We start from the raw sequence: 26,353 nt of genomic DNA, 5'->3' as shown, positions 1-26,353 counted from the left end.
TCGAAGGCAGATACATGCCGGCCCCTGGGATCTTAAGCGGTTATCCCCAAGAACCGCGATGCCAGAAGTGGATTAGCTGCCGATAATAATAGTGATCCGTTACAGAAATGCTAGGCTTCGACATGAGTGAGGCAAGAATCAGTCGTGACAACATGAGCACTAGCGGGACAGTCCTTCGGACGGCTTTGTTTTTCGGCATCTGTCTGCTTTCCCCCGGCTGCCTCGCTCCTGAAGAAGGCCGATTGGGGAACGACGTCGACTCGATCCTGGGTTCGGTGACAAGCGCGGACCTGCAGGCGCGCTCACTCAGAAATGGCAGCAATTCTACGCTCGGCTACTCGTCCGCGGGATCGGCCGGTGCCCGCCAGCCAGCGATATACTCGTCCACGCGCCTCGGCGTTGTCGCCGCTCCAGCCGGAGCGGATGGTGCGGCCGGTGATAGCGTCAATCTGAATTTCCAGGGGGCTGAGCTCCGCGACGTCGTGCAAGCCATCCTCGGCGAGACGCTTGGTCTGACCTATACGATCGACCCGAAGGTAACCGGGACGGTGACACTGTCGACCGCTCGGCCGGTCCCTCGTGACGATCTCGTGTCCATTCTTGAATCGATGCTCGAAATGAATGGTGCCGATCTCGTTAAGCGCGGCAATGCCTTTCAGATCGTCGAGGCCGGATCTTCGATCGCCGGTCAGGTCAGCACGAAAGGTCGCCCGACCGGCTTCGGCATCACGGTCGTACCGCTGAGATATGTGTCGGCGCAGGCGCTTTCGCGGCTCGTGGACGGTTTTGGCGCGCGTCCAGGGACGCTGCGGATTGACACCACGCGCAACGCTATCCTGATCGCCGGCAGCGGGCCCGACCGCGAAGCGGCGCTGGAGACGGTCACGGCATTCGACGTCGACTGGATGAGGGATCAGTCGGTGGCGGTCCTGCCGCTCCAGCACGCACGCCCCGAAGCCGTCATTCCCGAACTCGAGCGCATTTTCGCCAGCAAGGGCAGCAATGGCGACAGCGTCATACAGTTCATGTCGATGCCGAGATTGCGTGCCGTTCTGGCGGTCTCACAGAACAAGGCACTCACGGAACGCGCTCTCACCTGGGTCCGCCGTCTCGACCGAGAGAACCCAGACCTCGGACAAAGCGTTCATGTCTATCGCGTCAAATATCGTGACGCGACGAAGATCGCAGAACTTCTGCAGCGTCTGTTTGCAGCCAACGAAGAGACGGAAACCGCCGACCAACAGGCCGCTCCCGATGAAGCGGCCGCACAGGAGCCGGCAGCCAGCGACGAGGACGTCGTGGACATCGACCCGGCGCGCTTCGGCGGTTCGTTGCAGCCAGAGCTCGGCGCCGAGCCGGTTCGCATCCGCTCGGATCCATCCAACAACTCGATCGTGATCTACGGCGACCTCGAGATGCGCAAGCGCGTACTTGCCGCTCTGACACGGATCGACGTTCCCCAACTCCAGGTCGCCATCAGTGTGACGATGGCGGAGGTTCGGCTCACCGACGAACTGCGCTTCGGCGTCCAGTATTTCGTGAAGAGCAAATCGGTTGGTCTGGGCACCGACGAGGGATCGTTCGGTCTCTTCAAAACGCTTGCCGACAACATTGCCCGTGAGGTGCCCGGCTTCAATTTCGTCCTGGGCGCGAACAGCAGTCCGGATGTGATCATCAGCGCGCTCGATAAGATCACGGATGTGCAGATCCTGTCGTCGCCGTCGCTTGTAGTGCTTGAAAACGAGGTGGCACGTTTCCAGGTGGGCGATCAGATCCCGATCATCACGCGTACCGTCGTGCCGGTCGAAACCGCCGACGCCCCGGTCAGCAACCAGGTCGAGTACCGGGACACGGGCATCATCATGAACGTGCGCCCGAGGATCGCCGAAAACGGCGTGGTGGCGATGCGGATCGACCAGGAAATATCGAACGCCGCTTCGGGCGACAACAGCCTGACGCCGGTCATCTCCAACAGAAGCATTTCGAGCTCGGTATCGGTTCTTGACGGACAGACAGTGCTACTCGGCGGCTTGATCAGCGAAACGCAGGAGCGCGGCAAGGATGGTATTCCCTTCCTCAGTCGCCTGAAGCATGTCGGCAGCCTGTTCGGCAGCAAGAACCGGTCGAACGCGCGGACCGAGCTGCTGATCATGATCAGGCCGATGGTCATCCGCGATTCACGCGATGCACAGAGCGTTGCAGAGGAATTGCAGGCGCGGATGTGGGGCATGGGTTCGCGGGCGTTGAAGTAGTGCAGCTGTCCAAACGCATCGACCCGGATCTGCTTCCTGTCTTTGCCGCGACCATGGCTGCCCTCGTGATTGGTCTCGCGACCCTGCAGTGCGCGCGAACATTGTTGTTGATGTTGCTTGCTGCCTGCGTGACACGCATCGCCCTTCAGGATTGGCGAAGCCTTAGGGTTTCCAATTTTATGAATGGCACGGTCGCCGCCATCGGTATCGCGGCATGGCTCGCCGGCATCGATCCCGCGCGAGTTGACGCGTCGCGCACTTTTCTCGAGATCGCACGCGATGTGACATTGACTGGCGGCGCGCTCCTATTGGTACGAGCGCTTTACTTCAGGCTTCGTGGCATTGAGGGACTCGGGCTGGGTGACATCAAGCTCGGCGCTGCCGCCGGTATTTGGATCGGTTGGGAAAATTTCGCATTGGCTGTCTTTGGCGCAGCGTTGGGCGCCCTGTTGTTCGTGTTGGTTTCGACGATGAAGCACGGGCATTGGCCGGCAGGACGCCGCATACCCTTCGCCTCGTTTTTAGCCCCGGCAGTTTGGGGCACATGGTACCTAGCCCAGCAACTTGTTGCCAGTTGAACATATTGAAGAGCAGCGTGGCGGCACATCGCACCGCCCGATCTCAACATCCTAGAGCCAGCCGGACTTCTTGAAGCGCCAATAAAGGATGGCGCAGAGAGTGGCGATGACGCCGAGAACGGCAAAATAGCCATAGCGCGTCCCAAGTTCGGGCATGTGTTCGAAGTTCATCCCATAGATACCAGCAATCGCGGTCGGCACAGCGAGGATCGCCGCCCATGCCGCAAGCTGTCTTGTGATTGTGCCCTGGCGTTGTTGCTCGAGCAGGTTCGAGGCTTCGAAGACGGACGTCATTATTTCGCGAAGGCCGCTGACCAGCCCCTCCACACGCTTGATATGGTCATGGACGTCCTTGAAGAACGGCTTTGCATTGTCGTCGATGCAGGGCAGGTCGAGGTGGCTCAGCTTTCCCACCACTTCGCCCATCGGACCGAGCACGCGCTGGAACCGGATGACGTGACGGCGCATACGGAAGACGCGCCTGATCTGCTCGGGCTGCAGGAAGGACATGAGGACGTGCTTCTCAAGCTCGAGTATTTTGTCCTCAAGGGTCTCAACCATAGGCAGGTAGCCGTCGACAACGAAATCGATGATGCCGTGGAGCACATAGTCGGGTCCGTGCTCAAGGAGCTGCGGCGACTGCTCGAGTTGCTGGCGCAGTTCCTGGTGAGAACGGGCCGATCCATGGCGGACGGAGATCAGATGGTGCTTCCCCACGAAGATGCAGGTTTCCCCGTAGGCTATCTTCTCACCTTCGAGGTGGGCCGTCTTGATGACGACGAAGATTGCCGTAGATGTCGACCTTGGGCACCTGCATGCCGTTGAGAGCGTCCTCCACTGCCAGAGGATGAAGGCCGAACATTGCCTGGAGATTGGCCAGCTCGTCCGCGGTGGGATCGGTCACCCCGATCCAGATGAACTCACCGTCCCGGGCGTCGACGGGCGTCGCGACAAGCGGCACCTCGTCTGCACGTTTGCCGGCTCGATACAAATAGGAGGCGACGACTGTCATTTAGATTTTCCGAAGATGGTTCGATCGCGTGTCGTATGACGCGGCGGACAAAGGTCCGCCGTTGGCCGAGGATCAAATCGTGACCTGTTCGCCGATCTCGACGACCCGGTTGGCGGGAAGCTTGAAATACGACGACGGATCGATACCGAGCCCCGCGAGCGCGATATAGAGATGATCCTGCCAACGGGGCAGACCCGAGTTCGGATCGCTGATGAGCGTCCTGCGGCCGAGATAGAACGAGGTCTGCATGATCTCGAACTTGAATCCTGCCTTCTTGCAAAGCGAGAGCGCCTTGGAAACGTTGGGTTCGTCCATGAAGCCGAAGCAGAGTTCCAGCCTTGCAAACCTGTCCGAAAGTTTTGTCAGCGTCACCCGGTCTTCCTGCGCAACGTAAGGATGTTCGGACGTGCGGACAGTCAGGATGACATTGTGCTCGTGAAGGACGTGATTGTGTTTGATGTTGTGCAGAAGGACTGCCGGCGTTTTGTCGCCTACGCTCGTCAAGAAGATCGCCGTCCCACGGACCGTCTGGGGGGCATGTGTCGATTTCTCTATGGAACGGATGAACGTCTCCAGCGGTATATCGTGGCGCGCCGTCTTTTCACGAAGCATTCTGGATCCACGGGTCCAAGTCCACATGATGAGCATGATGGCAAGTGCCAGCGCCACCGGTACCCAACCGCCGTCATGGATCTTGAGCAGGTTGGCGACCAGGAAAACGCTCTCGATGACCAGCAGCGGCAAAAGCAGCATCCCCGCCACAAGCGTGGAGTATCCCCAGACTGAGCGCAGAAACTGGAAAGCCATAACCGTTGTCACGACCATCGCGCCGGTGACCGAGATGCCATAGGCGGTGGCCAGCGATTCCGAATCTCCGAAGGAGAAGATCAGCACGATCACGCCGACAAACAGCATGACGTTCACGGCGGGCACGTAGATTTGCCCGGTATTGGTCTCGGAGGTGAACTTGATCAGCAGGCGCGGCAGGAAGCCCAGATGGACCGCCTGTCGTGCGAGCGAGAACGCGCCCGTGATGACGGCCTGGCTGGCGATGATGGTTGCCATGGTGGCGAGAATCACCATCGGCAAAAGGGCCCAGTCCGGATAGAGCAGGAAGAATGGGTTTGCCATCGCCTCAGGATGGCTAAGCACCAGCGCGCCCTGGCCGAGGTAGTTGAGCGCCAATGCGGGGAATACGAGTGAGAACCACGCCGTGCTGATCGGCTTGCGCCCGAAGTGTCCGAGGTCGGCATAGAGCGCCTCTGCCCCCGTCACCGTCAGGAAGACAGCGCCGAGCACGATCAGGCCCGCCCAGCCCGCATGGGTGATGAACCAGAGGGCGTTGATCGGATTGAGCGCTTCGAGGATTGTCCAGTCGTCGCCAATGTGGATCAGGCCGCCCCATGCCATGGCGAGAAACCACACGACCGTGATGGGCCCGAAGAATTTTGCGACCGCCTGGGTGCCTTTCGACTGGACGGCGAAAAGCGCGACCATGATGGCGGCGGACAGCGGCAGCACGTAGCCGGAGAAGGCGGGAGTGACCAACTTCATGCCTTCGAGCGCCGACATGACGGACAGGGCAGGGGTGATCATGGCGTCACCGATGAACAGTGCCGCCCCGATTAGTCCCGCGAAGAAGAGAACGGGCATGAAGCTGCCCGTCTTCTTCATCAGGAGGGCGAGAAGCGATAGCGTTCCGCCTTCGCCGTCGTTGTCGGCGCGCAACAAGAAGAGCACGTATTTGAACGTGACGATGATCGTCAGCGTCCAGACCATGAGCGAGATAAGGCCGATGACTTCATTATGATGCACGCCGTCAGCCGAAAACGGCCGCAGCGCCTCGCGAAACGCGTAGAGCGGGCTCGTTCCGATATCGCCATAGACGACACCGACGCAGCCAAGGAGGAGGACAAGAAAGTCACGCTTCTCCGAGTGGGGTTCGGAACCTACGTTACGCAAGGCAGTCATGGGGTCTCCGGCAACTCGGCGGCTGTGTCGTGGAGGGAGTATATGGTGCAATGCGCAAATGCTGGCAATCTGTGTTGTGCGCTCTAGCAACAACAGATGATATCTTCGCTATTACAGAAGAAGGACGGCGCCTCGCCGGACCTATTGGAGACGATCGCAGCACCCATGGCGCGCCGGCAGATCAAAAGCTTGTTTATGAAGCTTGCATGGGTGCCGGAAGAATGCCCTTCAGGATCGTCTCGGTAATCGTTATCGCCGCCGTCTCGTAATCCTCTGCTTTCAGACGTGCCTTCTTCAGGCCGTCGGCGGCGATCGGCTCGAAATCCGCATAGTATTGCGTCGATGCCCAGAGCATGATGAACAGGTGGCGTGGATCGACTGGCAGCATCTTTCCAGCCTCAATCCATCCCTCCACGACGGCCACATGCGCATCCGTGACCTGGCGCATATGATCGCGATCCTTCTTCTTTAGAAACCGTGCGCCTTGGATGATCTCGCTGGCAAAGAGCCTGGATTCTGCGGTGTTCTTGCGGGTGTAGTCGAGCTTGGCCCTGATATAGAGGCGGAAGGCGTCAGCCGGCTCGCGCTCTGGCGAAATGTACTTCAGCGCGTCGTCCCAACTGGCGATGAGGTGCGTGACGATGGCCTTGTAGATCTCTTCCTTGGAGGCGAAGTAATAATAGACGTTGGCCTTGGGCAGACCTGAGGCTTCGGCGATCTCGGCGATGCGGGTGCCGTCGAAGCCCTTGCGCGCGAAGATCTCGATCCCGGCCTTGATGATGAGGCGCATATTGCGCTCACGGATGCGTTCCTCCGGATCTCGTGCTGCCTTTGCCATGCGATCTCGCCTCCATCTCGCCGCCGCTCCCTACCAGACAATCATGCGTGGCGGCGAGGCCGTTTGCGCAATTTCCGAGTTTTCCGGCGAAATGCAAGGGCATCGCCATTTGAATAAAACCTGACGGTATTGTCAAAAAAACCTGACGATCCAGTCATTTTTTACGTTCTAGAAAGTTGACACTTTGGTCAGCTTTTGTCTAGTCTCCTTTCAACGAGTTGGAGGGGCGGTGTGATGCCGGCACGACTGAGAGAGGCAATGGCGGAAACGCTGGCCGGCTGGGAGGCCGATCTGCCGCAGGCCTGGCACGATGCCCTCGGGTCTATTGGCGATGATTTTGACCGGGTCGATCCGGATCTCGCGTTCGAAGCCTGGGAGCCGATCTTCCCAGCGCGCCGCGGCAGGGTTTTTCCCGGCCAGCCGAAGGGCGCGCATGCGCTTGCTGCCTTCGATGGAATTGCGCCTGAAGGCGTACGCTGCCTGATCCTCGGCCAGGATCCCTATCCGGAACCGGGCTTTGCCACGGGCCGCGCCTTCGAGGCGGGCAATCTCGCCAGCTGGTCCGAGCTCGATAAGATGTTCTCGAAGAGCATCCGCGCCTATATGCAACTGATCGCGGCTGCGCGTCTTGGCGACGAAAGCCTGAGCAAAGACTTTAGCCGCTGGCCCGATGTGCGGCAGTTGCTGTGCGATCCGGCAGGTTCGTTCGAAGACCCGGGCGCGATTGCTGACCGTTGGGTCGGCGAGGGCGTACTGCTTCTCAACGCTTCCCTGACGCTGTCGCGCTTCCGCGTCGATATCGACCCGCACCAGTCGCGCGGACATCTGCCGTTCTGGCGGCCGTTGATGCTGCGCGTCATCGAGATGCTGCTTTCGCGGGGCGAGCCGATCGTCTTTCTCGGCTTCGGTGCGGCTGCAAGCGATATCTTCGCCGAAACCGGTATCCGCGAGGGCCGCAACGGCAATGTCGCCTGCGTCGAGCGCGAGCATCCCGCTTTCGCCGACAAGGTGCTCGGTCGGGAAAACCCCTTCCTTCTTTGCAATCTCTACCTGGAGGCGATGGGCGTCCGTCCCATCGCATGGTGAACCATGGCGTCTAGTCCGGAATATGACTTCATCATCGTTGGCGCGGGTTCAGCCGGCTGCGTTCTTGCCAACCGCCTGTCGAAGAACCCGGCCAACCGCGTGCTCTTGATCGAGGCGGGCGGCAAGGACCGCAATCCCTTGTTCCGGTTGCCGATGCTGATGGGAAAGCTCTTCCACTCGGGCATCTACAACTGGCACTACCACACGGAGCCCGAGCCCTATCTCAACGGCCGTTCGCTCTATTGGCCGCGCGGCAAGGTTCTGGGCGGCACCTCGACCATCAACGGCATGATTTACGTGCGCGGCAATCGCCACGACTATGACCGCTGGGCACAACTTGGTCTGCCTGGCTGGTCCTACGACGACGTGCTGCCGGCGTTCCGGCGCTCGGAAACGCATATCGAGCGCAAAGACGCGTTTCACAGCACCGACGGCGAGCTCACCGTATGCCGTGCCCGTGGCCACAATCCGCTGATGGACGTGTTCTGCGAGGCGGGCCTGCAGGCCGGCTATCCAGCGAATGATGACTTCAATGGCGCCACCCAGGAAGGGTTCGGCCGCTACGATTTCACCATTCGCAAAGGCAAGCGCTGGTCCACATCCTGGGCGTTCCTGCGCCCGGCGCTCGGTCGCAAGAACCTGACCGTGCTGACAGGTGCCGAGACGACGCGTCTCATCATCGAAGGTGGCCGGGCCTGCGGCGTCGGCTATCTGAAGGATGGCAGGGCGGCGATCGCGCGGGCAGGGCGCGAAGTGATCCTGTCTGCCGGCGTCGTCAATTCGCCGAAGGCACTGCTGCTTTCCGGTATCGGACCGGCGGACGAGCTAAGCGCGCTCGGCATCAAGCCGCTGCTCGACCTTCCCGGGGTCGGCAAGAACCTCCAGGACCACGTCGACTGCGTCATGAGCTGGGAATGCCGTGAACCGGTCACGCTGTTCGGTGACCTGCGCGCCGACAAGCTCATTCCCGCCGTCGCGCAAGGCATGCTGTTCGGGGAGGGCATCACGACAACCTTTCCCTACGAGGCAGGCGCATTCGTCCGCTCGAACGACGGTCTGGTCTCGCCCGATATCCAGCTGCATTTCATGCCGGCGCTGGAAAAGACGGCCAACTTGCATTTCCCCAATCCCTTCGCCAAGAAGCGGGCGGTGGAGGCGGATCACGGCTTCACCATCCGCGTCGGACCCGTCAATCCGGCGAGCCGCGGCGAGATCACGCTGCGGTCGGCGAACCCGACAGACAAGCCGAGGATTCAGGCGAATTACCTGCAGTCCGATTTCGACATCCGCACGATGATCGACGGCATCCGGCTGACGCGCGACATCGTCGGCCAGAAGGCATTCGACCGCTATCGCGGCAAGGAACTGGCGCCCGGTCCGGAAGCGCTCGACGATGCCGGGCTGACCCGCTGGCTGCGCGCCACGGCGATGACGACGTTCCACCCTGTTGGCACCGCCAAGATGGGCAACGACCCCATGGCAGTGGTGGATGCGCAGCTCAAGGTGCACGGCATCGAGGGCCTGCGCGTCGCCGACGCCTCGATCATGCCGATCATCGCCAGCGGCAACACCAACGCGCCCGCCATCATGATCGGCGAGAAATGCGCCGAACTGATCCTGAACAGCTAAGGGAGTGATCCGATGATCCTCGAACACCGCACCTATACTTTCAAGCCGGGCACGGTCGACAAGTGGATGAAGAAATACGAGGCGGACGGTCTGCCGGTGCAGAAGCGCCATCTCAACAAGTTCGTTGGTCTCTACGTCTCGGAGCTCGGGACGCTCCACACCACTGTTCTGATGTGGGCCTATGACAGCCTTGCCGACCGCGAGGCGCGCCGGTCGGCCATGTACGCCGATCCGGATTGGCAAAAATTCATCTCCGAAGTCTGGGCGCTCGACGCGATCCAGAAGCAGGAGGTGATGATCATGAACCCCGCTGCCTATTCACCGCCGCTTTGAGACGACCGGGCGCGCGCCGGTATTGCCCGCGCACGTCAGAATACGCATGACACAAGACAATCAACAAAAGAGGGAACGATCATGACTGACAAGGCTTCACAACACATCATGCATCGCCGCACATTCCTGCAGGCAAGCGCGGGCGCAGCAGCGCTCGGCTTTGCCGCAAGCATCATGCCGGAATTTGCGCGTGCATCGGGCGGGCTGGTCGCGCTGGTTCACACGCAGGCGGCCGGCGACAACGGTCCGGTCGATCAGATGATTGCCAAGCTCAAGCAATTGTCGGAAGAAAAGGGCTTTGAACACCGCGCCATCTATGCGCAGGACCCCGCGACCTACGAGACCATCTACCGCACGCTCGGCGACGCCGGTGCCCAGATCATCATCTCCACCTTCAACGAGGTGGCCGAGCCGTTCAAGGCGCTGGCGCCGTCCTACCCCAACACGAAGTGGATCCAGCTGTTCGCCGACCCCTTCGAGCCGGCGATCCCGAACGTGGTGACGGTATCCTATGACTATTATCTCGGCTGCTATCTCTCAGGCGTCTTTGCCGCGAAGATGACGACAACAGGCAAGACCGGGTTCATCGGCGGCGTTTCAATCCCGCCGCTCAACGCCGATTTCAATGCCTTCAAGGCTGGCGTTCACTCGATCAAGCCGGATGCCAGCGTCGTTGCCGCCTTCGCCGGCTCGTTCCAGGATCCTGCAAAGGGTCAGGAAATCGCCACCCAGATGTACAATGACGGCATCGACTACATCCAGACGGATGCCGCTGCCACCGATGGCGGCATCATTGCCGCCGCCAACGAAAAGGAAGGCCGCATGGTGAGCTGCCTTGCGCCGGGACAGTACGCACTCGGCCCGAAATCGCTCATCTCCATCGTCGGTCTCGATTTCGGTGTTTCGCTCTACAACGAGGCAGGCAAGGCCGTCGGTTCCGATTGGAAGGGCGGCACGCATGAGCATACGGGCCTTGGCACCGGCGTCATCGACTTCATACTTTCGCCCGTCTTTGCCGAACAGGGACCGGCTGAACTGAACGCCAGGGCGAAAGAGGCGCTTGTCGAGGTCGAAAAGGCGCGTGCCGGTATTCTGGATGGGTCCATCAAGGTTCCGTTCAACACCACGCTCTGAGCCACTGGAGCATCCCGCTTTGAAGTGGAATCACTAAAGGCGGATAAGATGTTCTAGCATCAAAGTACTAGAGCTTCCTTATTGCGTTCTTCTGAACGCACGGCGTTCCACGCCGGCCCGTCGGGTCGGCGCGGAGCCTTGGCGGAAAACCGGCGTTTGTCTCTCCCGTTGGGGGAAGACCGACGGACGTTCGCGGATCGTCTTCCTTCCTGTTGATGACCCGTGAACCCATGCTCTCGATGGGAACCTTTTGATGTCGAATCCTCCGAAACCAGCGCTGGAGTGCCGTGATGTCACCGTGAAATTCGGCGACGTGACGGCATTGTCCGACGTTGCCGTCTCGTTTGCTCCCGGCCAGATCCATGCGGTCGTCGGCCAGAACGGCGCCGGCAAGACGACCTTCGCCCGCGTCGCTGCGGGACTCGTTCAGCCGACCGCCGGCGCGGTCGACGTTATGGGTGAAGAAATCCGCACTGGCCACGTCAGCCAGAGCCGGGCTGCGGGCGTGGAACTGGTTCACCAGAGTTTCGCCCTGCCGCCGTCCTTTACCGTCGCTGAGACCATGGAGTTCGGCGCGACCGGCAAAGGCGGCATCTACAGCCGCAAGAGCCTTGCCGAAAAATGGCAGTCGCATCTCGCCGGCCTCGACGTTCAAGTCGACCTGAACAGGAGGATTCGCGACCTGCCGATCGAAACCCAGCAGGGTATCGAGATTGCCAGAGCGCTGGTCATGGATGCGCGCGTTCTGATCCTCGATGAACCGACGGCCGTGCTGTCGCCCTCCGGCATCGACATGCTGTTTGCACGCGTCCGCCGTCTCAAAGAGCGCGGCGTGACAGTCATCCTCATCCTGCACAAGATCCGCGAGGTGCTCGGCATCGCCGACACGGTCACGGTGCTGCGCGGCGGCCGAAAGGTCGAAGGGCCGCTGCCGATCGCCGAGGTTTCGGCGGAGAGGCTCGCGAACCTCATCGTCGGCGATGCGATTGCCAAGACGCTCGACCGGCATGAGCGCGACGCGCTGGTTGGAACGAAATCACCAGTGGGCGAGGGCGCAGGTCATCTCGAAAATGCGAAGGGCCCAAGCGTGCTCTCCATGAAAGCCGTCTCGACGCGGCCCGATAGTGAAGGCACCGCGCTTGACAGCGTCGATCTGGATATTCGCCCCGGCGAGATCGTCGGCATAGCCGGCGTGGAGGGCAACGGACAGAAGACGCTGGTGCGCGCGATTTCGGCCCTTGCCGATCTTGCAAGCGGATCGATCCGTCTTGCGGGAAATGATGTGACAGGCGAACCGCTCGCCGCCCGTCGCGCGATCGGCCTCAGGATCATTCCCTTCGAGCGCAATGTCGAAGGTCTCAGCCTCACGAGTTCGCTCTGGCAGAACTGGAGCGCACGGGAACTGCTGCAGGGCAGGCTGCTCAGGCTGATCCGCCCCTCAGCAGTGCGCGAAGCCTGCGACAGGTCGCTGAAGGACTGGAGCGTCCACTACCACAATTCCGCGCAGAAGGCTGGATCCCTGTCGGGAGGCAACGCCCAGAAAGTGATCCTCGCGCGCGAGGTCGACCGCGAAGCCCGACTGATCATCGCGGCACAGCCGACGCGGGGCCTCGACATCGGAGCCACCGCCTTCGTCTGGCAGGCGCTTCGGCAGGCGCGCGATCGCGGTGCCGCCATCCTGTTGATCTCGTCGGATCTCGACGAGCTCTTCGACATCTCCGACCGCGTCGTGGTGATGCTGTCTGGGCGGGTGAACGGCGAATTCCGCGCGCCTTTCGACATCGCGTCGGTGGGTGCAGCCATGACCGATGCGGCCGCGAGGACAAGCGCATGAAAGACAGTCTCACCACGGTTGTCCGCAGCCTGATCTTCGTCGCCTTCGCGCTTATCCTGTGCGCGCTGGTGTTCCAGTTCGCCGGCTACAATGCGCTGACTATGCTTTGGGCGGTGGCCGATGGCGCCTTCCTGCGCAGTGGCGCGATCGAGCAAAGCCTCAGATGGGCACTGCCGCTGTTCATCACCGCGGTCGGCGTTGGGATCTCCTTCCGGGCAGGTTTCTTCAACATCGGTGCCCAGGGCCAATTCTATGTCGGCGCCATCTGCGCCGCCTTTGCCGCCGAGGCGTTCAAGGGCGGACCGGCTTTCCTCGTCATCCCGGCGCTGCTGATTTCCGGCATGCTCGGCGGCGCTCTCTGGGCGCTCTGGCCGGGGCTTCTCAGGCTGCGTTCGGGCACGGACGAGGTGATCACCACGTTGATGGGCAACTTCATGGCCGGCCTGCTTTTGGTCTACGTCACCTCAGGCCCGCTAAAGGACCCTTCGGGGTCCGGCCAGCAGGCATCGAGCCGCCCGCTCGATGCCGCTTACCGCATCTCGGACTCGCTCGGCCTCTCGCCGACTATCATCGCCATTGCCGCAGCGGTCGGCATCCTGATGTGGCTCTTGGTCAACCGCACCGCCTTCGGGGTTCTCGCAAGTCTTGCCGGTCGCAACGGCACCATGGTGGAGTGGCAGGGCGCCAGGCTCTGGAAGCTCGGCCTGTCGAGCTTCCTCATCTCGGGCGCGCTGGCCGGGCTTGCCGGAACCATCGAGTTCATGGGCCCGAACGGCCGCATCGCATCCGGGTTCCTGCCTGCCCACGGCTTCACGGCGATCCTGATCGCGCTCGTCGCCAATCTCTCGGTGCTCGGCACGGCTGCGGCCGCGGTGTTCTTCGGCGGCCTTGCCTCGGCGGCGCTCTATCTGCCGATCATGGCCGGGCTGCCGGCGGCCGCGATCGACATCATCAATGCGGCGATCGCGCTGTTCATCACGGCAAGGTCGAAGCTCGTCGACAGGGTATTGCGTTTCGGAGGGCGCCCGTCATGAACGAGATCATCATCGCCATCCTGCGCTCCGGAACGCCGCTGATCTACGTCACCCTTGCCGGCGTCATCGCGCAGCGTGCAGGCGTCTGGAACCTCGGTCTCGAGGGCCTGATGATAATCGGCGCCTGCGCCACGATCGTCGGCATCATGCTGACCAATTCCATTCTCGCCGCCATCCTGATCGCAATTGTCATCTGCGTGCTTGCATCCATCCTCCTCTGGTTCGTGATCGACAGGCTCAAGGCCAATCCCATCATCGCCGGCCTCGGTCTGACCGGTCTTGGCATCGGCGGTACCGCGCTTGCCGTTCAGTCGATCTTCGGAAGCCAGGCGAGCGTGACCGCGCCTTTCGGCATTCCCAAGCTTGGCCCGGCTTTCGGCGCCTATGGCGTGTTGTCGATCTCGGTTGCCGCCATGCCGTTCGTCGTCTTCGGCATGTGGGTGCTGCTCCGCCGCACCCGTTTTGGGCTCAGGCTCGCCGCCTGTGGCGAACATCCCTTCGCAGCCCGTAGCGTCGGGGCCAATCCGTCGCGCATGCGCCTTGTGGCGCTTTCGATCGGCGGCGTTCTCTGCGCCATCGGTGGAGCGGAGCTGGCCGCCGGAAGCCTGCAATTCTTCGCTCAAGGCATGACGGCCGGGCGTGGCTTCATGGCGTTCGCCGCCGTCATCTTCGGCGCGTCCCATCCGGTGGGCGCAACTTTCGCCGCGCTGTTCTTCGCCGTCGTCGGCGCGCTCGGCATCCGGGCGCAGCTGATGTTCGGCGACAAGATCCCTCACGACCTGCTGCAGGCGCTCCCCTATCTCGCCACGGTCTTCGGGGTCTGGCTTTCGGGCAAGCTTCGCGGCGGCGCAAAGGCCGCCAGCTCCTTCGCTGAACTCAAGGATCAATAGGAGGCACCATGACGTTTGCCCAACGCCATCCGATCCAGGATGTCTGCATCCTGGTCACCGACCTCGAGGCGTCGATCCGCTTCTATACGGAAAAGCTCGGCTTCGAACTCAAGCATCGCGCCCCCGGCTTTGCCGATTTCACCGGCGCCGGGCTGACACTGGCCCTCTGGGAGCGGTCGCATATCGAGACGCATGCCGATGTGCGCGTGCCCAAGGGCTCGGCCTCTGCCGTGCTTGTGGCGGTGCGGCTCGACAATCCCGCCGAGATCGACGGCCTCTATGCCGATCTGAGGAAAGACGGCGTGACCTTCGTCAAGCCCCCAGCCGACTATCCGTGGAACGCCCGCTGCCTCTATTTCCACGGTCCGGATGGCGAAACCTGGGAACTCTACGCCTGGCTCGATGGCGGCGCGCCCGGCAAGGTGGCGCCATGACCCGCAAGTTGATCATTCTCACCGATCCCGGTCAGGACCAGGCAGCCGCCATCCTGATGATCCTCGGCCAACGCCAGGCCTTCGACGTTCTCGGACTGGTCGCAACTGCCGGCAACATCAGTCTCGATCACACGATCGCCAACTGCCTGAAGCTGATGGAACTGGCTGGCCGGCCGGAAATTCCGGTCTTTGCCGGTTGCCCACATCCGATCATCCGCCCGCTTGTCATGGCCGAGCACGTGCATGGCCCAACCGGCCTTGACGGTCCCGACCTGCCACAGCCGAAGATCGCAGTGCAGCAAAAACACGGCGTCGATTTCATCATCGATACGGTGCGCGCTCATCCCGGCGAGATCACCATCTGCTCGCTCTCGCCGGTCACCAATCTCGCCATGGCCCTGCGCAAGGCGCCCGATCTTGCCGGCAAGATCCACGAAGTTGTCGCAATGCTCGGCGCCTATTTCGAAGTTGGCAACATCACGCCGACGGCGGAGTTCAATTGCTATGTCGACCCCGAGGCCGCCGACATCGTGCTGAAGGCCGGCATCAGGACCACGCTTCTGCCGCTCGATGTGACGCACAAGATGCTGTCGACGCCCGAGCGTCTCGGCGCCATGCGGGCGCTAGGCAATCGCTGCAGCGTGGCAACCGCCGAAATGCTGGAATTCTCAGAAGCCTTCGACCTCAGGAAATACGGCTGGGACGGTGCACCGCTGCACGGCCCGTGCGTGCCGGCCTTCATGCTGGCGCCGGCGATGTTTTCGGGGCGGCAGATCAACGTTTCCGTTGAGCTCAACGGCACCCTGACGTTAGGCATGACGGTCGCCGACTGGTGGCAGATCACCGATCGGCCGAAGAATGTGTTCTATGTCACGGACGGCGATCCGGTCGCCTACTATGATCTCCTCCTGAAATCGCTGGAAAATCTGCCATGAGCCAAATCCTGATTCGCAATGCGACGATCGTGGCAATGGACAGCAGCCACGGCGCAGTGCCGTTTTCCGGCGACATCCTGATCGAGGGCGAGACCATCAAGGCGATCGGCGAGGCGCTCTCCGCCGGCCCGGACGCACGGATCATCGAGGGCCGCGGCAAGCTGGCCTTGCCCGGACTGGTGAACGCCCACACCCATTCCAGCGAGACCTTCCTTCGCGGCCGCTACGAGCGCATGCCGCTCGAAATCTGGCTGCTCTATGCGTATCCGCTGCTGATGAACGACCCGATCGGCGAAAGGCTGCTCTATCTGCGCAGCCTGCTGCTTGCGATGGAATCACTGCGCACAGGGGTCACCACCTTCTGCGACGATTTCTTCGATCCGCCGCGCCATGATCTCGAGCGCCTTGCAACGGTCTTTCGCGCCTATGACGATGCCGGCATTCGCGCCAATGTTTCGAGCGCGGTGATGAACGTCCACACGCTCGATGCGCTGCCCTTTGCGCGCGAGGTGATGCCGGCCGTGTTGCAGGCTCTTCTCGACTTCGGCCCGCCGATGACCGCGAGTGCCTATATCGACTATTGCCGGTCGGCCTTCTCCAGCCTGCACGGGAAATCCGGCAGGCTGAATTTCATGATTGCGCCGTCCGCGCCGCAGCGCTGTTCGCCGGATCTGATGGCAGCCTGCATGGAGCTTGCGGTCGAAAAGCACGTGCCGTTCCACACGCATATTCTGGAGACCAAGACGCAGGCCGTGACCGGCCAGATACTGCATGGCAAGTCCCTGATCGCCTATATGCACGAACTCGGCCTGTTGAAGCGCAACACGACGATTGCGCATTCGGTCTGGGTCAGCGACGAGGACATGCGGCTGATGGGGGAGGCCGGTGCCTCGGTTGCCCACAATGCCGTATCGAACCTGAAGCTTGGCGCCGGCATCGCTCCGATCCGTCGACTGCTCGATGCCGGGGTGACCATCGGCCTCGGGACCGACGGCGTCTCCTCGAATGATACATCCCGCATCTTCGACGTCATGCGGGTCGCCGGCCTCGTGCACAGCGCTGCTGGGCCTGACTACGAGGCGTGGGTGGCGGCCGACGAAATCCTGGCAATGGCTACCATTGGCGGCGCTAAGACGGCGCTTTTGGAAGAGGTGACCGGCTCGCTCGAAGTCGGCAAGGCGGCTGATCTTCTGATCCTTGATCTGCGCAACTATCCCTTCATGCCGCTCAACGACGTCGCCAAACATCTGGTCTATTCAGAAAACGGCTCTTCGATCGAGACCGTGATGGTCGCAGGCCGGATCGTGATGGAGAAGGGGCGTCTGACCACAGTCGACGAACAGGCCGTCTTCGACGAGATTGCCGAACTGGTGCCGGCCTATCTTGCGGAACATGCCGAGCTGGAGCGTCGCAACAGTGTTTTCGAGCCGGTCATGGCGGAGATCCATCGCCGCGCGACCCGGATCGATATCGGCCTCAACCGGTATCAGGGGGATGGCGCGGCGGGGCGTATCAGGTTCTGATCCTGATTGCGCCGCTCAATGAACCGGGATCACGACGCCTAGGATCTGCTGCTCGAAGAACTTGGAGAAGGCCGCGATACGCGGCGGCAGCGCCTGGTAGGGCGGATAGTAAAGCGTTAGCCACAGATCCTGCGGCGCCCAGCCCTTGAAGGCATGGACGAGGCGTCCGGTCCGCAGATGTTCGGCGATATGAAAGCCGGGAAGCAGCGCCACGCCCGCACCGTCAGCCGCCATGTCGGCGAGGATCTCGCCGCTGTTGGCGCTGAAGGCCCGGCCTGCCGATATCGTCACCGATGAGCCGCCATCCGAGAGAACCCAATTTTCCCGGCGGCTCTCGCCACTATAGGCGAGGCACTCTTCGGGGGTGAGTTCTCCGGGATGGCTGAGGCCGGCGCAACGACTGCCCGGGGCTGCGACCAAAATGCGCGGTATCGCGCAGATCTTCCGCCAGATGGTGAACTTGTCGGAGGGCTGCGACGAGATGCGAATTGCCAGATCGTAGTCATCGTTGACGATGTTCACCATCCCGTCCGACAGCACGACTTCGAATGATATCTTCGGGTAGCGCTCCTTGAATCCGGAAATGATGGTCGGCAGAAAGGTTTTCCCAAGCCAGGTCGGCGCGCTGATCCGGAGCCGCCCTTCATCCGCCTTGTGGGTGTTCATGACGTCGCGGCGCGCGCTTTCGAGCGTTTCCATCGCCGGCTGGATCTGGGCTGCGAAAATGGCGCCGTCCGTCGTCAGCGACACCTGCCTTGTCGTTCGAACGAAGAGCTGAACACCAAGATCAGCTTCAAGTGCGGCGATCGCCCGGGTCACTGCCGCCGGCGTCATGTCGAGTTCACGGGCGACCTGCGCGAAATTTCTCTTTTCGGCGGCCATCAGGAAAGTGCGGAGCGCTTTATAGTCGTTCATCTCATTATTTCAAAAATCGCAATTCATTCGAAAGTAATATTGCAATTCCGCCTGGTCGGCAATCTGCGTAGGTTTGTTTTCAGCAACAAACACCGGACGAAACGCCCGGAGAAAACGCAAGGAAACAACGGCCATGATCAAGGATATCAAGGGACTGCACCATGTGACGTCCATGGCGTCGGACGCCAAGCGGAACAATGCCTTCTTCACCGACACGCTCGGCCTCAGGCGGGTGAAGAAAACGGTCAATTTCGATGAGCCGAGCATCTACCATCTTTATTACGGCGACGAGACCGGTGCTGCCGGCACGGTGATGACCTATTTCCCGTTCGATCAGATGATGCGCGGCCGCCCGGGCGTTGGCGAAGTGGGCGAGACGCAGTTCTCTGTTCCCAAGGGCTCACTTGCCTACTGGAAGGATCGCCTGGTGTCGCAGGGTGTCGCTGGCATCAAGACCGATACGATCTTCGGTGCCAACCGCCTGCGGTTTTCCGGCCCGGATGGTGACGGACTGGCACTGGTTGAAAAGGCCGATGACGGGCGTTCCGCCTGGACCGGCGGCGGTGTCCCTGATGATGCAGCCATCCGCGGCTTTGCCGGCGCCAGATTGAGCCTGCATGACACGGCAGCCATGGAGGAACTTCTCGGTTTCATGGGCTATGAGCGCGCAGAAAAGGAAGGCAACGTTACGCGGCTGGTGATCCCCAACGGCAACGGTGCCAACACGATCGATCTCGAAGCGCTGCCGCAAACCACGTTTGCTCGCCAGGGTGCCGGCTCGGTCCACCACATCGCCTTTGCCGTCGAGGACCGCGCAGCACAGCTCGAGGTTCGCAAGGCGCTGATGGACACCGGCTACCAGGTCACGCCGGTCATTGACCGCGACTATTTCTGGGCAATCTACTTCCGCACCCCTGGCGGTGTATTGTTCGAAATCGCGACCAACGAGCCCGGCTTCAACCGTGACGAGGACACCGCCCATCTTGGTCAGGCGCTGAAGCTGCCGCAACGCTACGAACCCTTGCGCGACCGGATCGAGGCCGGCCTCGTGCCGCTCGCGGCCTGAAAGACGAATTGCCTGCGGGCCGGCCGGCTCTAGCCGCCCGCAGCTCCAATACCGGAAGGCCTGTCGCAGTAAGCCCGTAAACACAGTCTCCGACAGGTCGCGCCTATTCCGCTTAAAACCCGCCGCCAGACGGCACATCACGCACGAAGGAGAGACCCAATGTCCAAGCTCGAAGTCCTGACCCCGCAGAACAGCCAGCTCATCTTCATCGACCAGCAGCCGCAGATGGCCTTCGGCGTCCAGTCTATCGACCGCCAGACGCTGAAGAACAATGTCGTCGGCCTCGCCAAGGCGGCGAAAATCTTCAACATTCCGACGACGATCACGTCGGTCGAGACCGACAGTTTCTCGGGCAATACCTATCCCGAACTGCTCGGCGTCTTCCCTGAAAACGACATTCTCGAGCGCACCTCGATGAACTCGTGGGACGACCAGAACGTGCGCGATGCGCTGGCGAAAGGTGCGGCCGACGGCCGCAAGAAGATCGTCGTCTCGGGCCTGTGGACCGAGGTCTGCAACACGACCTTCGCGCTTTCGTGCCTGCACGATACCGACTACGAGATCTACATGGTTGCGGACGCCTCCGGCGGCACCTCTCTCGACGCGCACAAATATGCGATGGACCGCATGGCGCAGGCGGGCGTCATTCCGGTCACCTGGCAGCAGGTGCTGCTCGAATGGCAGCGGGACTGGGCGCGCAAGGAAACCTATGACGCCGTCACCGGCCTGGTGAAGGAGCATTCAGGCGCGTACGGCATGGGCATCGACTATGCGGTAACCCATGTCCACGGCGGCGCCGAGCGCGTCAGCCACGGCAAGCGGATCGGGCCTAACCCCGCCAAGTAGCGATCGCCGGCCGCTCCGGCAGGATACGTCCTGCCGTAGCGATTTTCCCGTCATCCCGCGAGGTTACCCCATGAAAGTCTACCTTCTCTCCCTCGGTGCCGGCCTGCTGGTGGGCGTGATCTACAGCATCCTAAATGTGCGGTCGCCCGCACCGCCCGTCGTCGCGCTCATCGGGTTGCTCGGCATTCTCGTCGGCGAGCAACTCGTGCCTTTGGCAAAGAGCGTCTGGGCCCGCGAGCCCGCCGCCCTGTCCTGGCTTCATCAGGTCAAGCCGCATATGTTCGGTCATCTGCCGAAGGGCGGCGCGAATGTGGTCGCGGCTGTCAAGCCTTCGCAGGAGGACAAAAGCTGATGACGACGCGTCGAACCTTTCTGGGTGCCGCGACCAGCCTCGCCTTTCCCAGCCTGTTTTCACCGGCAAATGCCGCCGACCCCAGCAAGACCGGAGCCGACCCCATGCACGCCGATACCATCCTTCACAGCGGATTGATCACCACGCTTGACCGCGCCAATCCGAACGCCACCGCGATCGCCATCAAGGACGGCCTGTTCCTGAAGGTCGGCAGCGATCGTGAGGTCATGGCGCTGGCGGGGCCTGGGACCAAAATCATCGATCTCAAGGGCAAACGCGTGCTGCCGGGACTGATCGACAACCACACCCACGTGGTCCGGGGAGGGCTGAACTACAACATGGAACTGCGGTGGGACGGCGTTCGCAGCCTTGCCGACGCCATGGACATGCTGAGGCGGCAGGTGGCGATCACGCCCGCGCCGCAATGGGTGCGCGTCGTCGGCGGTTTCACCGAACATCAGTTCGCCGAAAAGCGCCTGCCGACTATCGAGGAGATCAATGCGGTCGCGCCGGATACGCCGGTGTTCCTGTTGCACCTCTATGACCGCGCCTTGCTGAACGGTGCGGCCCTTCGCGCCGTCGGCTATACGAGAGACACGCCGAACCCGCCGGGCGGCGAGATCACCCGCGACGCCAACGGAAATCCGACCGGCATGCTGCTGGCCAAGCCGAACGCCGGCATCCTCTATTCGACGCTCGCCAAGGGCCCGAAGCTGCCCTTCGACTACCAGGTCAATTCCACCCGCCATTTCATGCGCGAGCTCAACCGGCTGGGCATCACCGGCGTCATCGATGCCGGCGGCGGCTTCCAGAACTATCCCGACGACTATGCCGTCATCCAGAAGCTTTCCGACGAAGACCAGTTGACCGTTCGCCTCGCCTACAATCTCTTCACCCAGAAGCCGAAGGAGGAAAAGCAGGACTTCCTCAATTGGACGCAGTCGGTGAAATACAAGCAGGGCAACGACTACTTCCGTCACAATGGTGCCGGCGAGATGCTGGTTTTCTCCGCCGCGGACTTCGAAGACTTCCGCCAGCCCCGGCCGGAGATGGGGCCGGAAATGGAAGGTGAACTGGAGGAGGTCGTTCGGGTGCTGGCCGAAAACCGCTGGCCCTGGCGCCTGCACGCCACCTATGACGAAACCATCACCCGCGCACTCGACGTCTTCGAAAAGGTCAACAAGGATATCCCGCTCGAAGGGCTGAACTGGTTCTTCGACCATGCCGAAACCATCTCGGATCGCTCGATCGACCGCATCGCCGCGCTCGGCGGCGGCATCGCTACCCAACATCGGATGGCCTACCAGGGCGAATACTTCGTCGAGCGTTACGGCCACGGCGTTGCCGAGGCGACACCGCCGATCAAGCGTATGCTCGAGAAGGGCGTCAACGTTTCTGCCGGCACGGATGCGACGCGCGTCGCATCCTACAATCCCTGGGTCTCGCTCTCCTGGATGGTAACGGGCAAGACCGTCGGCGGCATGCAGCTCTATCCCCGTGCCAATTGCCTCGACCGCGAAACGGCGCTGCGCATGTGGACTGAGAAAGTGACGTGGTTTTCCAACGAGGAAGGCAAGAAGGGACGGATCGAGAAGGGCCAGTTCGCCGATCTCCTCGTCCCGGACAAGGATTTCTTCTCCTGCGCCGAGGACGAGATTTCCTTCCTGGCCTCGGAACTCACCATGGTGGGCGGCAAGATCGTCTACGCCGCCGGCGTCTTCAAGGCGCTTGATGAAAACGACGTGCCGCCGGCCATGCCGGATTGGTCGCCGGTCAGGGCTTTCGGTGGATACGCCGCCTGGGGCGAACCGGAAGGGGCAGGCAAGCGTTCGCTCCGCCGCACGGCCATTTCGACATGCGGCTGCGCCAGCGACTGCGGCGTGCACGGCCACGACCATGCCGGCGCCTGGACGTCGAAACTGCCGATCGCCGACCTCAAGGGTTTCTTCGGTGCACTCGGTTGCTCCTGCTGGGCCGTGTGAAGCCCTGCGCTGCTATCAAGCAGGAACGGGCAGCCGATTGGCGCTGCCCGTCTTTTTCAAACCTCCCGGGCACCGTCATGCGTATGGCGTTTGCCTCCTCTTGCCGCCGGTAATTGTTGCAATATTCGCAATTAAATCGCAATAATTACTGCAATTGTTCGGAGCAATCATCCCGGGCAACATGGCCTCCATCAGACGAACACACCGTCGCTCTTACCCAAGAGCGAAGATCGCAGGAGCAGACATGACTGACCGTTCTCTTTCCATCCACCGCCCCGGTGGCCCACTGCACAGGTTTGCCGGGTCGCCCGTGACGCGGACGACAGCGCTTCTCGCCCTGTGCGCGGCCTATATCCAGGGGCCGCTCACCAAGATCTTCGATTTCAATGGCGCAATCGCCGAGATGGAGCATTTCGGCCTCAATCCGGCCGGCCTGTTCGCGGTTGGCGTGATCGTATTCGAGCTCATCGCTTCGGCCATGGTTGTCTCGGGTTACCTGCGTTGGCTTGGAGCGCTGGCTCTCGCTGTCTTCACCCTTCTTGCGACCTTCATCGCCCTTCGCTTCTGGGAGCTTGCGCCGGGCATGGAACGGATGATGGCCACCAACGGCTTCTTCGAGCATCTTGGCCTTGCCGGCGCATTCGTCCTCGTCGCAGCGATCGACATCACCAAAGGAGCTGGCAAATGAGCGCTTCGAAGTCCAAGGGCGGCAGCTTCGCTCCGCTGCGCCAACCCGTCTTCGCTGTCCTCTGGGCCGCGACGGTTCTCGGCAACACCGGCAGTTTCATGCGCGATGTCGCCAGTTCCTGGCTGATGACGGATCTCTCCGCAGCGCCCGCCGCCGTCGCTATGGTTCAGGCGGCCGGTACCTTGCCGATCTTTCTCTTGGCAATTCCGGCGGGCGTCCTCTCCGATATATTAGACCGGCGAAAGTTTCTCATCGCTATCCAGCTTCTGCTTGCCTGTGTCAGCATAACCTTGATGACACTGTCGCATTTGGGCCTGTTGTCGGTCAGCGCCCTGATCGCGCTGACTTTCCTGGGTGGCATCGGCGCAGCCCTCATGGGCCCGACCTGGCAGGCGATCGTTCCGGAACTTGTGCCGCGGGAAGACGTAAAGAGCGCCGTCGCGCTGAATTCTCTGGGTATCAACATCGCGCGCTCCATCGGCCCGGCTGCGGGCGGTCTGCTGCTTGCCGCCTTTGGTGCCGCCGTCACCTACGGCGCAGACGTTGCGAGCTACATCCTCGTCATTGCAGCGCTGGTCTGGTGGCCGCGTGCCAAGAATGCGGATGATGCGCTTTCGGAAGGGTTCTTCGGGGCATTCCGGGCGGGCCTGCGCTATACCCGTGCCAGCAGGCCGCTGCATGTCGTTCTGCTGCGGGCGGCGATCTTCTTCGCCTTTGCCAGCGCCGTCTGGGCGTTGCTGCCGCTGGTGGCGCGCCAGCTTCTGGGCGGCGACGCCAGCTTCTACGGCATCCTGCTCGGCTCGGTCGGTGCCGGCGCGATCGGCGGCGCGCTCGTCATGCCGCGGCTGCGCCAGCATTTCGGCGCCGACGGCCTGCTGCTCGGATCCGCGCTAGTGACAGCACTGGTGATGGCTGCCCTGTCGCTGGCGCCGCCACAATGGCTGGCGGTCGTCATTCTGCTCTTTCTCGGCGCCGCCTGGATCACCGCTCTCACCACCCTCAACGGCGCCGCTCAAGCCATCCTGCCGAACTGGGTGCGCGGTCGCGGGCTCGCCGTCTATCTCACCGTCTTCAATGGCGCGATGACGGCCGGCAGCCTCGGCTGGGGTGCCGTCGGCGAAATTGCCGGCATCTCGGGCACCTTGTTGATCGGTGCGGGCGGCCTGTTCGTGGCCGGATTGATCATGCACCGCATCAAACTGCCGGCGGGCGATGCCGATCTCGTTCCGTCCAATCATTGGCCGGAGCCGCTCGTTGCCGAACCGGTTCCCCATGATCGCGGTCCGGTGCTGATCCTGATCGAGTATCATATCGAAAAACATCACCGCACCGCATTCCTGCATGCGCTCGATGAACTGTCGCAGGAGCGCCGACGCGATGGCGCCTATGGCTGGGGCGTTACCGAAGATTCCGCCGACCCGGAAAAGATGGTCGAGTGGTTCATGGTCGAATCCTGGGCGGAGCATCTCAGGCAGCACAAGCGCGTGTCGCAGGCCGATGCCGACCTCCAGGGCAAGGTGCTCGCCTATCACTCGGGCGCGGAAAAGCCTGTCGTCAGGCACTTCCTGACGATCAATCGGCCGGGTAGAGTACCGGCGTGACCAAGTGGAGGCGGTTCCCCGCCGCCTTCCTTTCATTGCGAAATGTGCAATTCAATCGACACTGTTGTTGCAATTGCAGGCATTCTCTTCTCGGTCCAATATCCCTGCATAGACAATCACAACGCCGCGAAACCAACCTCTCTTCAAACAGTCAAAGGAGAAAAGATCATGGGCTTTGTCACCACCGCAGACGGAACCGAAATTTTCTACAAGGATTGGGGTCCGAAGGACGCCCAGCCGATCATGTTCCATCACGGCTGGCCGCTCAGCGCTGACGATTGGGATGGGCAGATGTTGTTCTTCCTGTCCAAGGGATACCGGGTAGTCGCGCACGACCGCCGTGGCCACGGACGTTCGTCGCAGGTCTCGGACGGCCACGATATGGATCATTACGCCGCCGACGCCTTTGCCGTCGTCGAGGCGCTCGATCTGAAGAATGCCGTCCATATCGGCCATTCGACCGGCGGCGGCGAAGTGGCGCGCTATGTTGCCAGGCACGGCGAACCTTCGGGACGCGTTGCCAAGGCAGTCCTGGTCTCGGCCGTGCCGCCGCTGATGCTCAAGACGGCGGCGAACCCCGAGGGCCTGCCGATCGAGGTCTTCGACGGTTTCCGCGCCGCGCTCGCTGCCAACAGGGCGCAGTTCTTCCGCGACGTGCCTGCCGGTCCGTTCTACGGCTTCAACCGCGACGGCGCGACAGCATTGGAGGGCGTGATCCAGAATTGGTGGCGGCAAGGCATGATGGGCAGCGCCAAGGCCCATTACGAGGGCATCAAGGCCTTTTCGGAAACCGACCAGACGGAAGACCTGAAGGCCATCGGCGTTCCGACCCTGGTCCTGCATGGTGACGACGACCAGATCGTTCCGATCGCCGACGCCGCGCTGAAATCAATCAAGCTTTTGAGAAACGGTACCCTGAAGACCTACCCAGGCTTCGGCCACGGCATGCTGACGCTCAATGCCGACGTCCTCAACAACGACCTGCTCGCCTTCATCAGGGCCTGACATCGCATGAGAAGGGGTGCGGCGCCTTCCGCCGCATCCCACGTCCCTCGACACTGGCCGCAGTTCGCCCGCCGCATCTCTGCGGCGACCTTTGCCGCACTGTCGGCAAGCTGCGCCCGGATCGGCCGCAAGTCCCCCTATAGCAACGGTTCAACCAAGGGCATCGTCCGCGGGCTGGATAACGCACAGATCACCCGTTACGGCGAGCCCGTGCGCGCCCTCCATCACGCGGAGCGCCTTGCCGAGACGGCGCGGGGCCCAGCTTCCCGGCCGATGCCGCCGCTATGCTGAACCACCTGGCGCACCACACTTGCGGCGGACAAAGCCGCAACGCTCGCCCTTTGACCGACATGTCGTCTTCCACGTCTTGCGCCGGGAAGGAACGGTTGCCGCCTTGACGCTGAACTGGTTTCCG

22 protein-coding genes and 1 pseudogene are annotated in these 26,353 nt (G+C 61.9%); 19 read left to right on the top strand and 4 right to left on the bottom strand.

Features of this window, described 5'->3' with window-relative positions:
* Nucleotides 1-242 precede the first annotated feature (242 nt).
* Entirely contained in the window at nucleotides 243-2,252 is a 2,010-nt protein-coding gene (gene gspD, locus AC1Q80_RS29015) for a type II secretion system secretin GspD (protein ID WP_234903178.1), read from the top strand.
* A complete protein-coding gene (locus AC1Q80_RS29010) occupies nucleotides 2,252-2,830 on the top strand; it encodes an A24 family peptidase (RefSeq protein WP_327795834.1) in 579 nt (192 codons plus the stop codon). The genes gspD and AC1Q80_RS29010 overlap by 1 nt, the downstream gene beginning before the upstream one ends.
* A gap of 51 nt (nucleotides 2,831-2,881) precedes the next feature.
* On the opposite strand, the pseudogene AC1Q80_RS29005 reads toward AC1Q80_RS29010, so the two are convergent.
* From AC1Q80_RS29005 to AC1Q80_RS28995, 3 genes and pseudogenes are all read right to left on the bottom strand, one after another.
* Nucleotides 2,882-3,842: pseudogene (locus AC1Q80_RS29005) on the bottom strand (magnesium and cobalt transport protein CorA).
* Nucleotides 3,843-3,914: 72 nt separating this feature from the next.
* On the bottom strand, nucleotides 3,915-5,813 hold the full coding sequence (locus AC1Q80_RS29000) for a potassium transporter Kup (protein ID WP_173423997.1): 1,899 nt from the start codon (nucleotides 5,811-5,813) through the stop codon (nucleotides 3,915-3,917).
* A 193-nt stretch (nucleotides 5,814-6,006) separates the two neighbouring features.
* Complete coding sequence (locus tag AC1Q80_RS28995) at nucleotides 6,007-6,651, bottom strand: TetR family transcriptional regulator C-terminal domain-containing protein (RefSeq protein ID WP_492362706.1); 645 nt, start codon at nucleotides 6,649-6,651, stop codon at nucleotides 6,007-6,009.
* Nucleotides 6,652-6,909: 258 nt separating this feature from the next.
* Here AC1Q80_RS28995 and AC1Q80_RS28990 point away from each other — a divergent pair, with 258 nt between their 5' ends.
* The 10 genes from AC1Q80_RS28990 (at nucleotide 6,910) to AC1Q80_RS28945 (ending at nucleotide 17,483) form a co-directional block, all read left to right on the top strand.
* Nucleotides 6,910-7,737, top strand: coding sequence for a uracil-DNA glycosylase family protein (locus AC1Q80_RS28990; RefSeq protein ID WP_492362718.1), 828 nt, complete (start codon nucleotides 6,910-6,912; stop codon nucleotides 7,735-7,737).
* A gap of 3 nt (nucleotides 7,738-7,740) precedes the next feature.
* Nucleotides 7,741-9,366 carry a GMC family oxidoreductase gene (locus tag AC1Q80_RS28985; protein WP_492362705.1) on the top strand — a complete coding sequence of 542 codons (1,626 nt, stop codon included), beginning with the start codon at nucleotides 7,741-7,743 and terminating at the stop codon, nucleotides 9,364-9,366.
* Between the two features lie 12 nt (nucleotides 9,367-9,378).
* On the top strand, nucleotides 9,379-9,699 hold the full coding sequence (locus AC1Q80_RS28980; RefSeq protein ID WP_173424001.1) for an NIPSNAP family protein: 321 nt from the start codon (nucleotides 9,379-9,381) through the stop codon (nucleotides 9,697-9,699).
* 108 nt (nucleotides 9,700-9,807) lie between these two features.
* Nucleotides 9,808-10,833, top strand: a complete 1,026-nt coding sequence (locus tag AC1Q80_RS28975; RefSeq protein ID WP_173424043.1) for a BMP family ABC transporter substrate-binding protein — start codon at nucleotides 9,808-9,810, stop codon at nucleotides 10,831-10,833.
* A gap of 253 nt (nucleotides 10,834-11,086) precedes the next feature.
* A complete protein-coding gene (locus AC1Q80_RS28970) occupies nucleotides 11,087-12,667 on the top strand; it encodes an ABC transporter ATP-binding protein (protein ID WP_209789816.1) in 1,581 nt (526 codons plus the stop codon).
* Nucleotides 12,664-13,701: an ABC transporter permease gene (locus tag AC1Q80_RS28965; protein WP_173424003.1), complete on the top strand. Its 1,038-nt coding sequence runs from the start codon at nucleotides 12,664-12,666 to the stop codon at nucleotides 13,699-13,701. The genes AC1Q80_RS28970 and AC1Q80_RS28965 overlap by 4 nt, the downstream gene beginning before the upstream one ends.
* Nucleotides 13,698-14,591, top strand: a complete 894-nt coding sequence (locus AC1Q80_RS28960) for an ABC transporter permease (protein WP_492362704.1) — start codon at nucleotides 13,698-13,700, stop codon at nucleotides 14,589-14,591. The genes AC1Q80_RS28965 and AC1Q80_RS28960 overlap by 4 nt, the downstream gene beginning before the upstream one ends.
* A gap of 8 nt (nucleotides 14,592-14,599) precedes the next feature.
* Nucleotides 14,600-15,025 (top strand): VOC family protein, encoded by a 426-nt coding sequence (locus tag AC1Q80_RS28955; RefSeq protein ID WP_209789814.1) that lies wholly within the window; start codon nucleotides 14,600-14,602, stop codon nucleotides 15,023-15,025.
* Nucleotides 15,022-15,960, top strand: coding sequence for a nucleoside hydrolase (locus AC1Q80_RS28950; RefSeq protein WP_492362703.1), 939 nt, complete (start codon nucleotides 15,022-15,024; stop codon nucleotides 15,958-15,960). Before AC1Q80_RS28955 ends, AC1Q80_RS28950 begins: the two co-directional genes overlap by 4 nt.
* Entirely contained in the window at nucleotides 15,957-17,483 is a 1,527-nt protein-coding gene (locus AC1Q80_RS28945) for an amidohydrolase family protein (RefSeq protein ID WP_492362702.1), read from the top strand. The genes AC1Q80_RS28950 and AC1Q80_RS28945 overlap by 4 nt, the downstream gene beginning before the upstream one ends.
* A gap of 15 nt (nucleotides 17,484-17,498) precedes the next feature.
* Here AC1Q80_RS28945 and AC1Q80_RS28940 read toward each other — a convergent pair whose 3' ends face one another.
* Nucleotides 17,499-18,398, bottom strand: coding sequence for a LysR family transcriptional regulator (locus AC1Q80_RS28940; RefSeq protein WP_492362701.1), 900 nt, complete (start codon nucleotides 18,396-18,398; stop codon nucleotides 17,499-17,501).
* A gap of 133 nt (nucleotides 18,399-18,531) precedes the next feature.
* On the opposite strand from AC1Q80_RS28940, the gene AC1Q80_RS28935 reads away from it, so the two are divergent.
* From AC1Q80_RS28935 to AC1Q80_RS28905, 7 genes are all read left to right on the top strand, one after another.
* The gene (locus AC1Q80_RS28935) at nucleotides 18,532-19,464 is read left to right on the top strand and encodes a VOC family protein (RefSeq protein ID WP_492362700.1); all 933 of its coding nucleotides are present in this window, start codon (nucleotides 18,532-18,534) and stop codon (nucleotides 19,462-19,464) included.
* Between the two features lie 159 nt (nucleotides 19,465-19,623).
* A complete protein-coding gene (locus AC1Q80_RS28930; protein ID WP_492362699.1) occupies nucleotides 19,624-20,310 on the top strand; it encodes a hydrolase in 687 nt (228 codons plus the stop codon).
* A gap of 70 nt (nucleotides 20,311-20,380) precedes the next feature.
* Nucleotides 20,381-20,662, top strand: a complete 282-nt coding sequence (locus AC1Q80_RS28925; protein WP_492362698.1) for a XapX domain-containing protein — start codon at nucleotides 20,381-20,383, stop codon at nucleotides 20,660-20,662.
* Complete coding sequence (locus tag AC1Q80_RS28920; RefSeq protein WP_492362697.1) at nucleotides 20,662-22,644, top strand: amidohydrolase; 1,983 nt, start codon at nucleotides 20,662-20,664, stop codon at nucleotides 22,642-22,644. The genes AC1Q80_RS28925 and AC1Q80_RS28920 overlap by 1 nt, the downstream gene beginning before the upstream one ends.
* A 244-nt stretch (nucleotides 22,645-22,888) precedes the next feature.
* Nucleotides 22,889-23,332, top strand: a complete 444-nt coding sequence (locus tag AC1Q80_RS28915) for a DoxX family protein (RefSeq protein ID WP_492362696.1) — start codon at nucleotides 22,889-22,891, stop codon at nucleotides 23,330-23,332.
* Nucleotides 23,329-24,933, top strand: coding sequence for an MFS transporter (locus AC1Q80_RS28910; protein WP_492362695.1), 1,605 nt, complete (start codon nucleotides 23,329-23,331; stop codon nucleotides 24,931-24,933). Before AC1Q80_RS28915 ends, AC1Q80_RS28910 begins: the two co-directional genes overlap by 4 nt.
* 168 nt (nucleotides 24,934-25,101) lie before the next feature.
* Nucleotides 25,102-25,938, top strand: a complete 837-nt coding sequence (locus AC1Q80_RS28905) for an alpha/beta fold hydrolase (RefSeq protein ID WP_492362694.1) — start codon at nucleotides 25,102-25,104, stop codon at nucleotides 25,936-25,938.
* Nucleotides 25,939-26,353 lie beyond the last annotated feature (415 nt).

Source organism: Ensifer sp. GW823-FHT05D09 (assembly GCF_058795755.1).
Note: the sequence above shows the minus strand (reverse complement) of the source record. Positions and strands in the feature narration are given on the sequence as shown.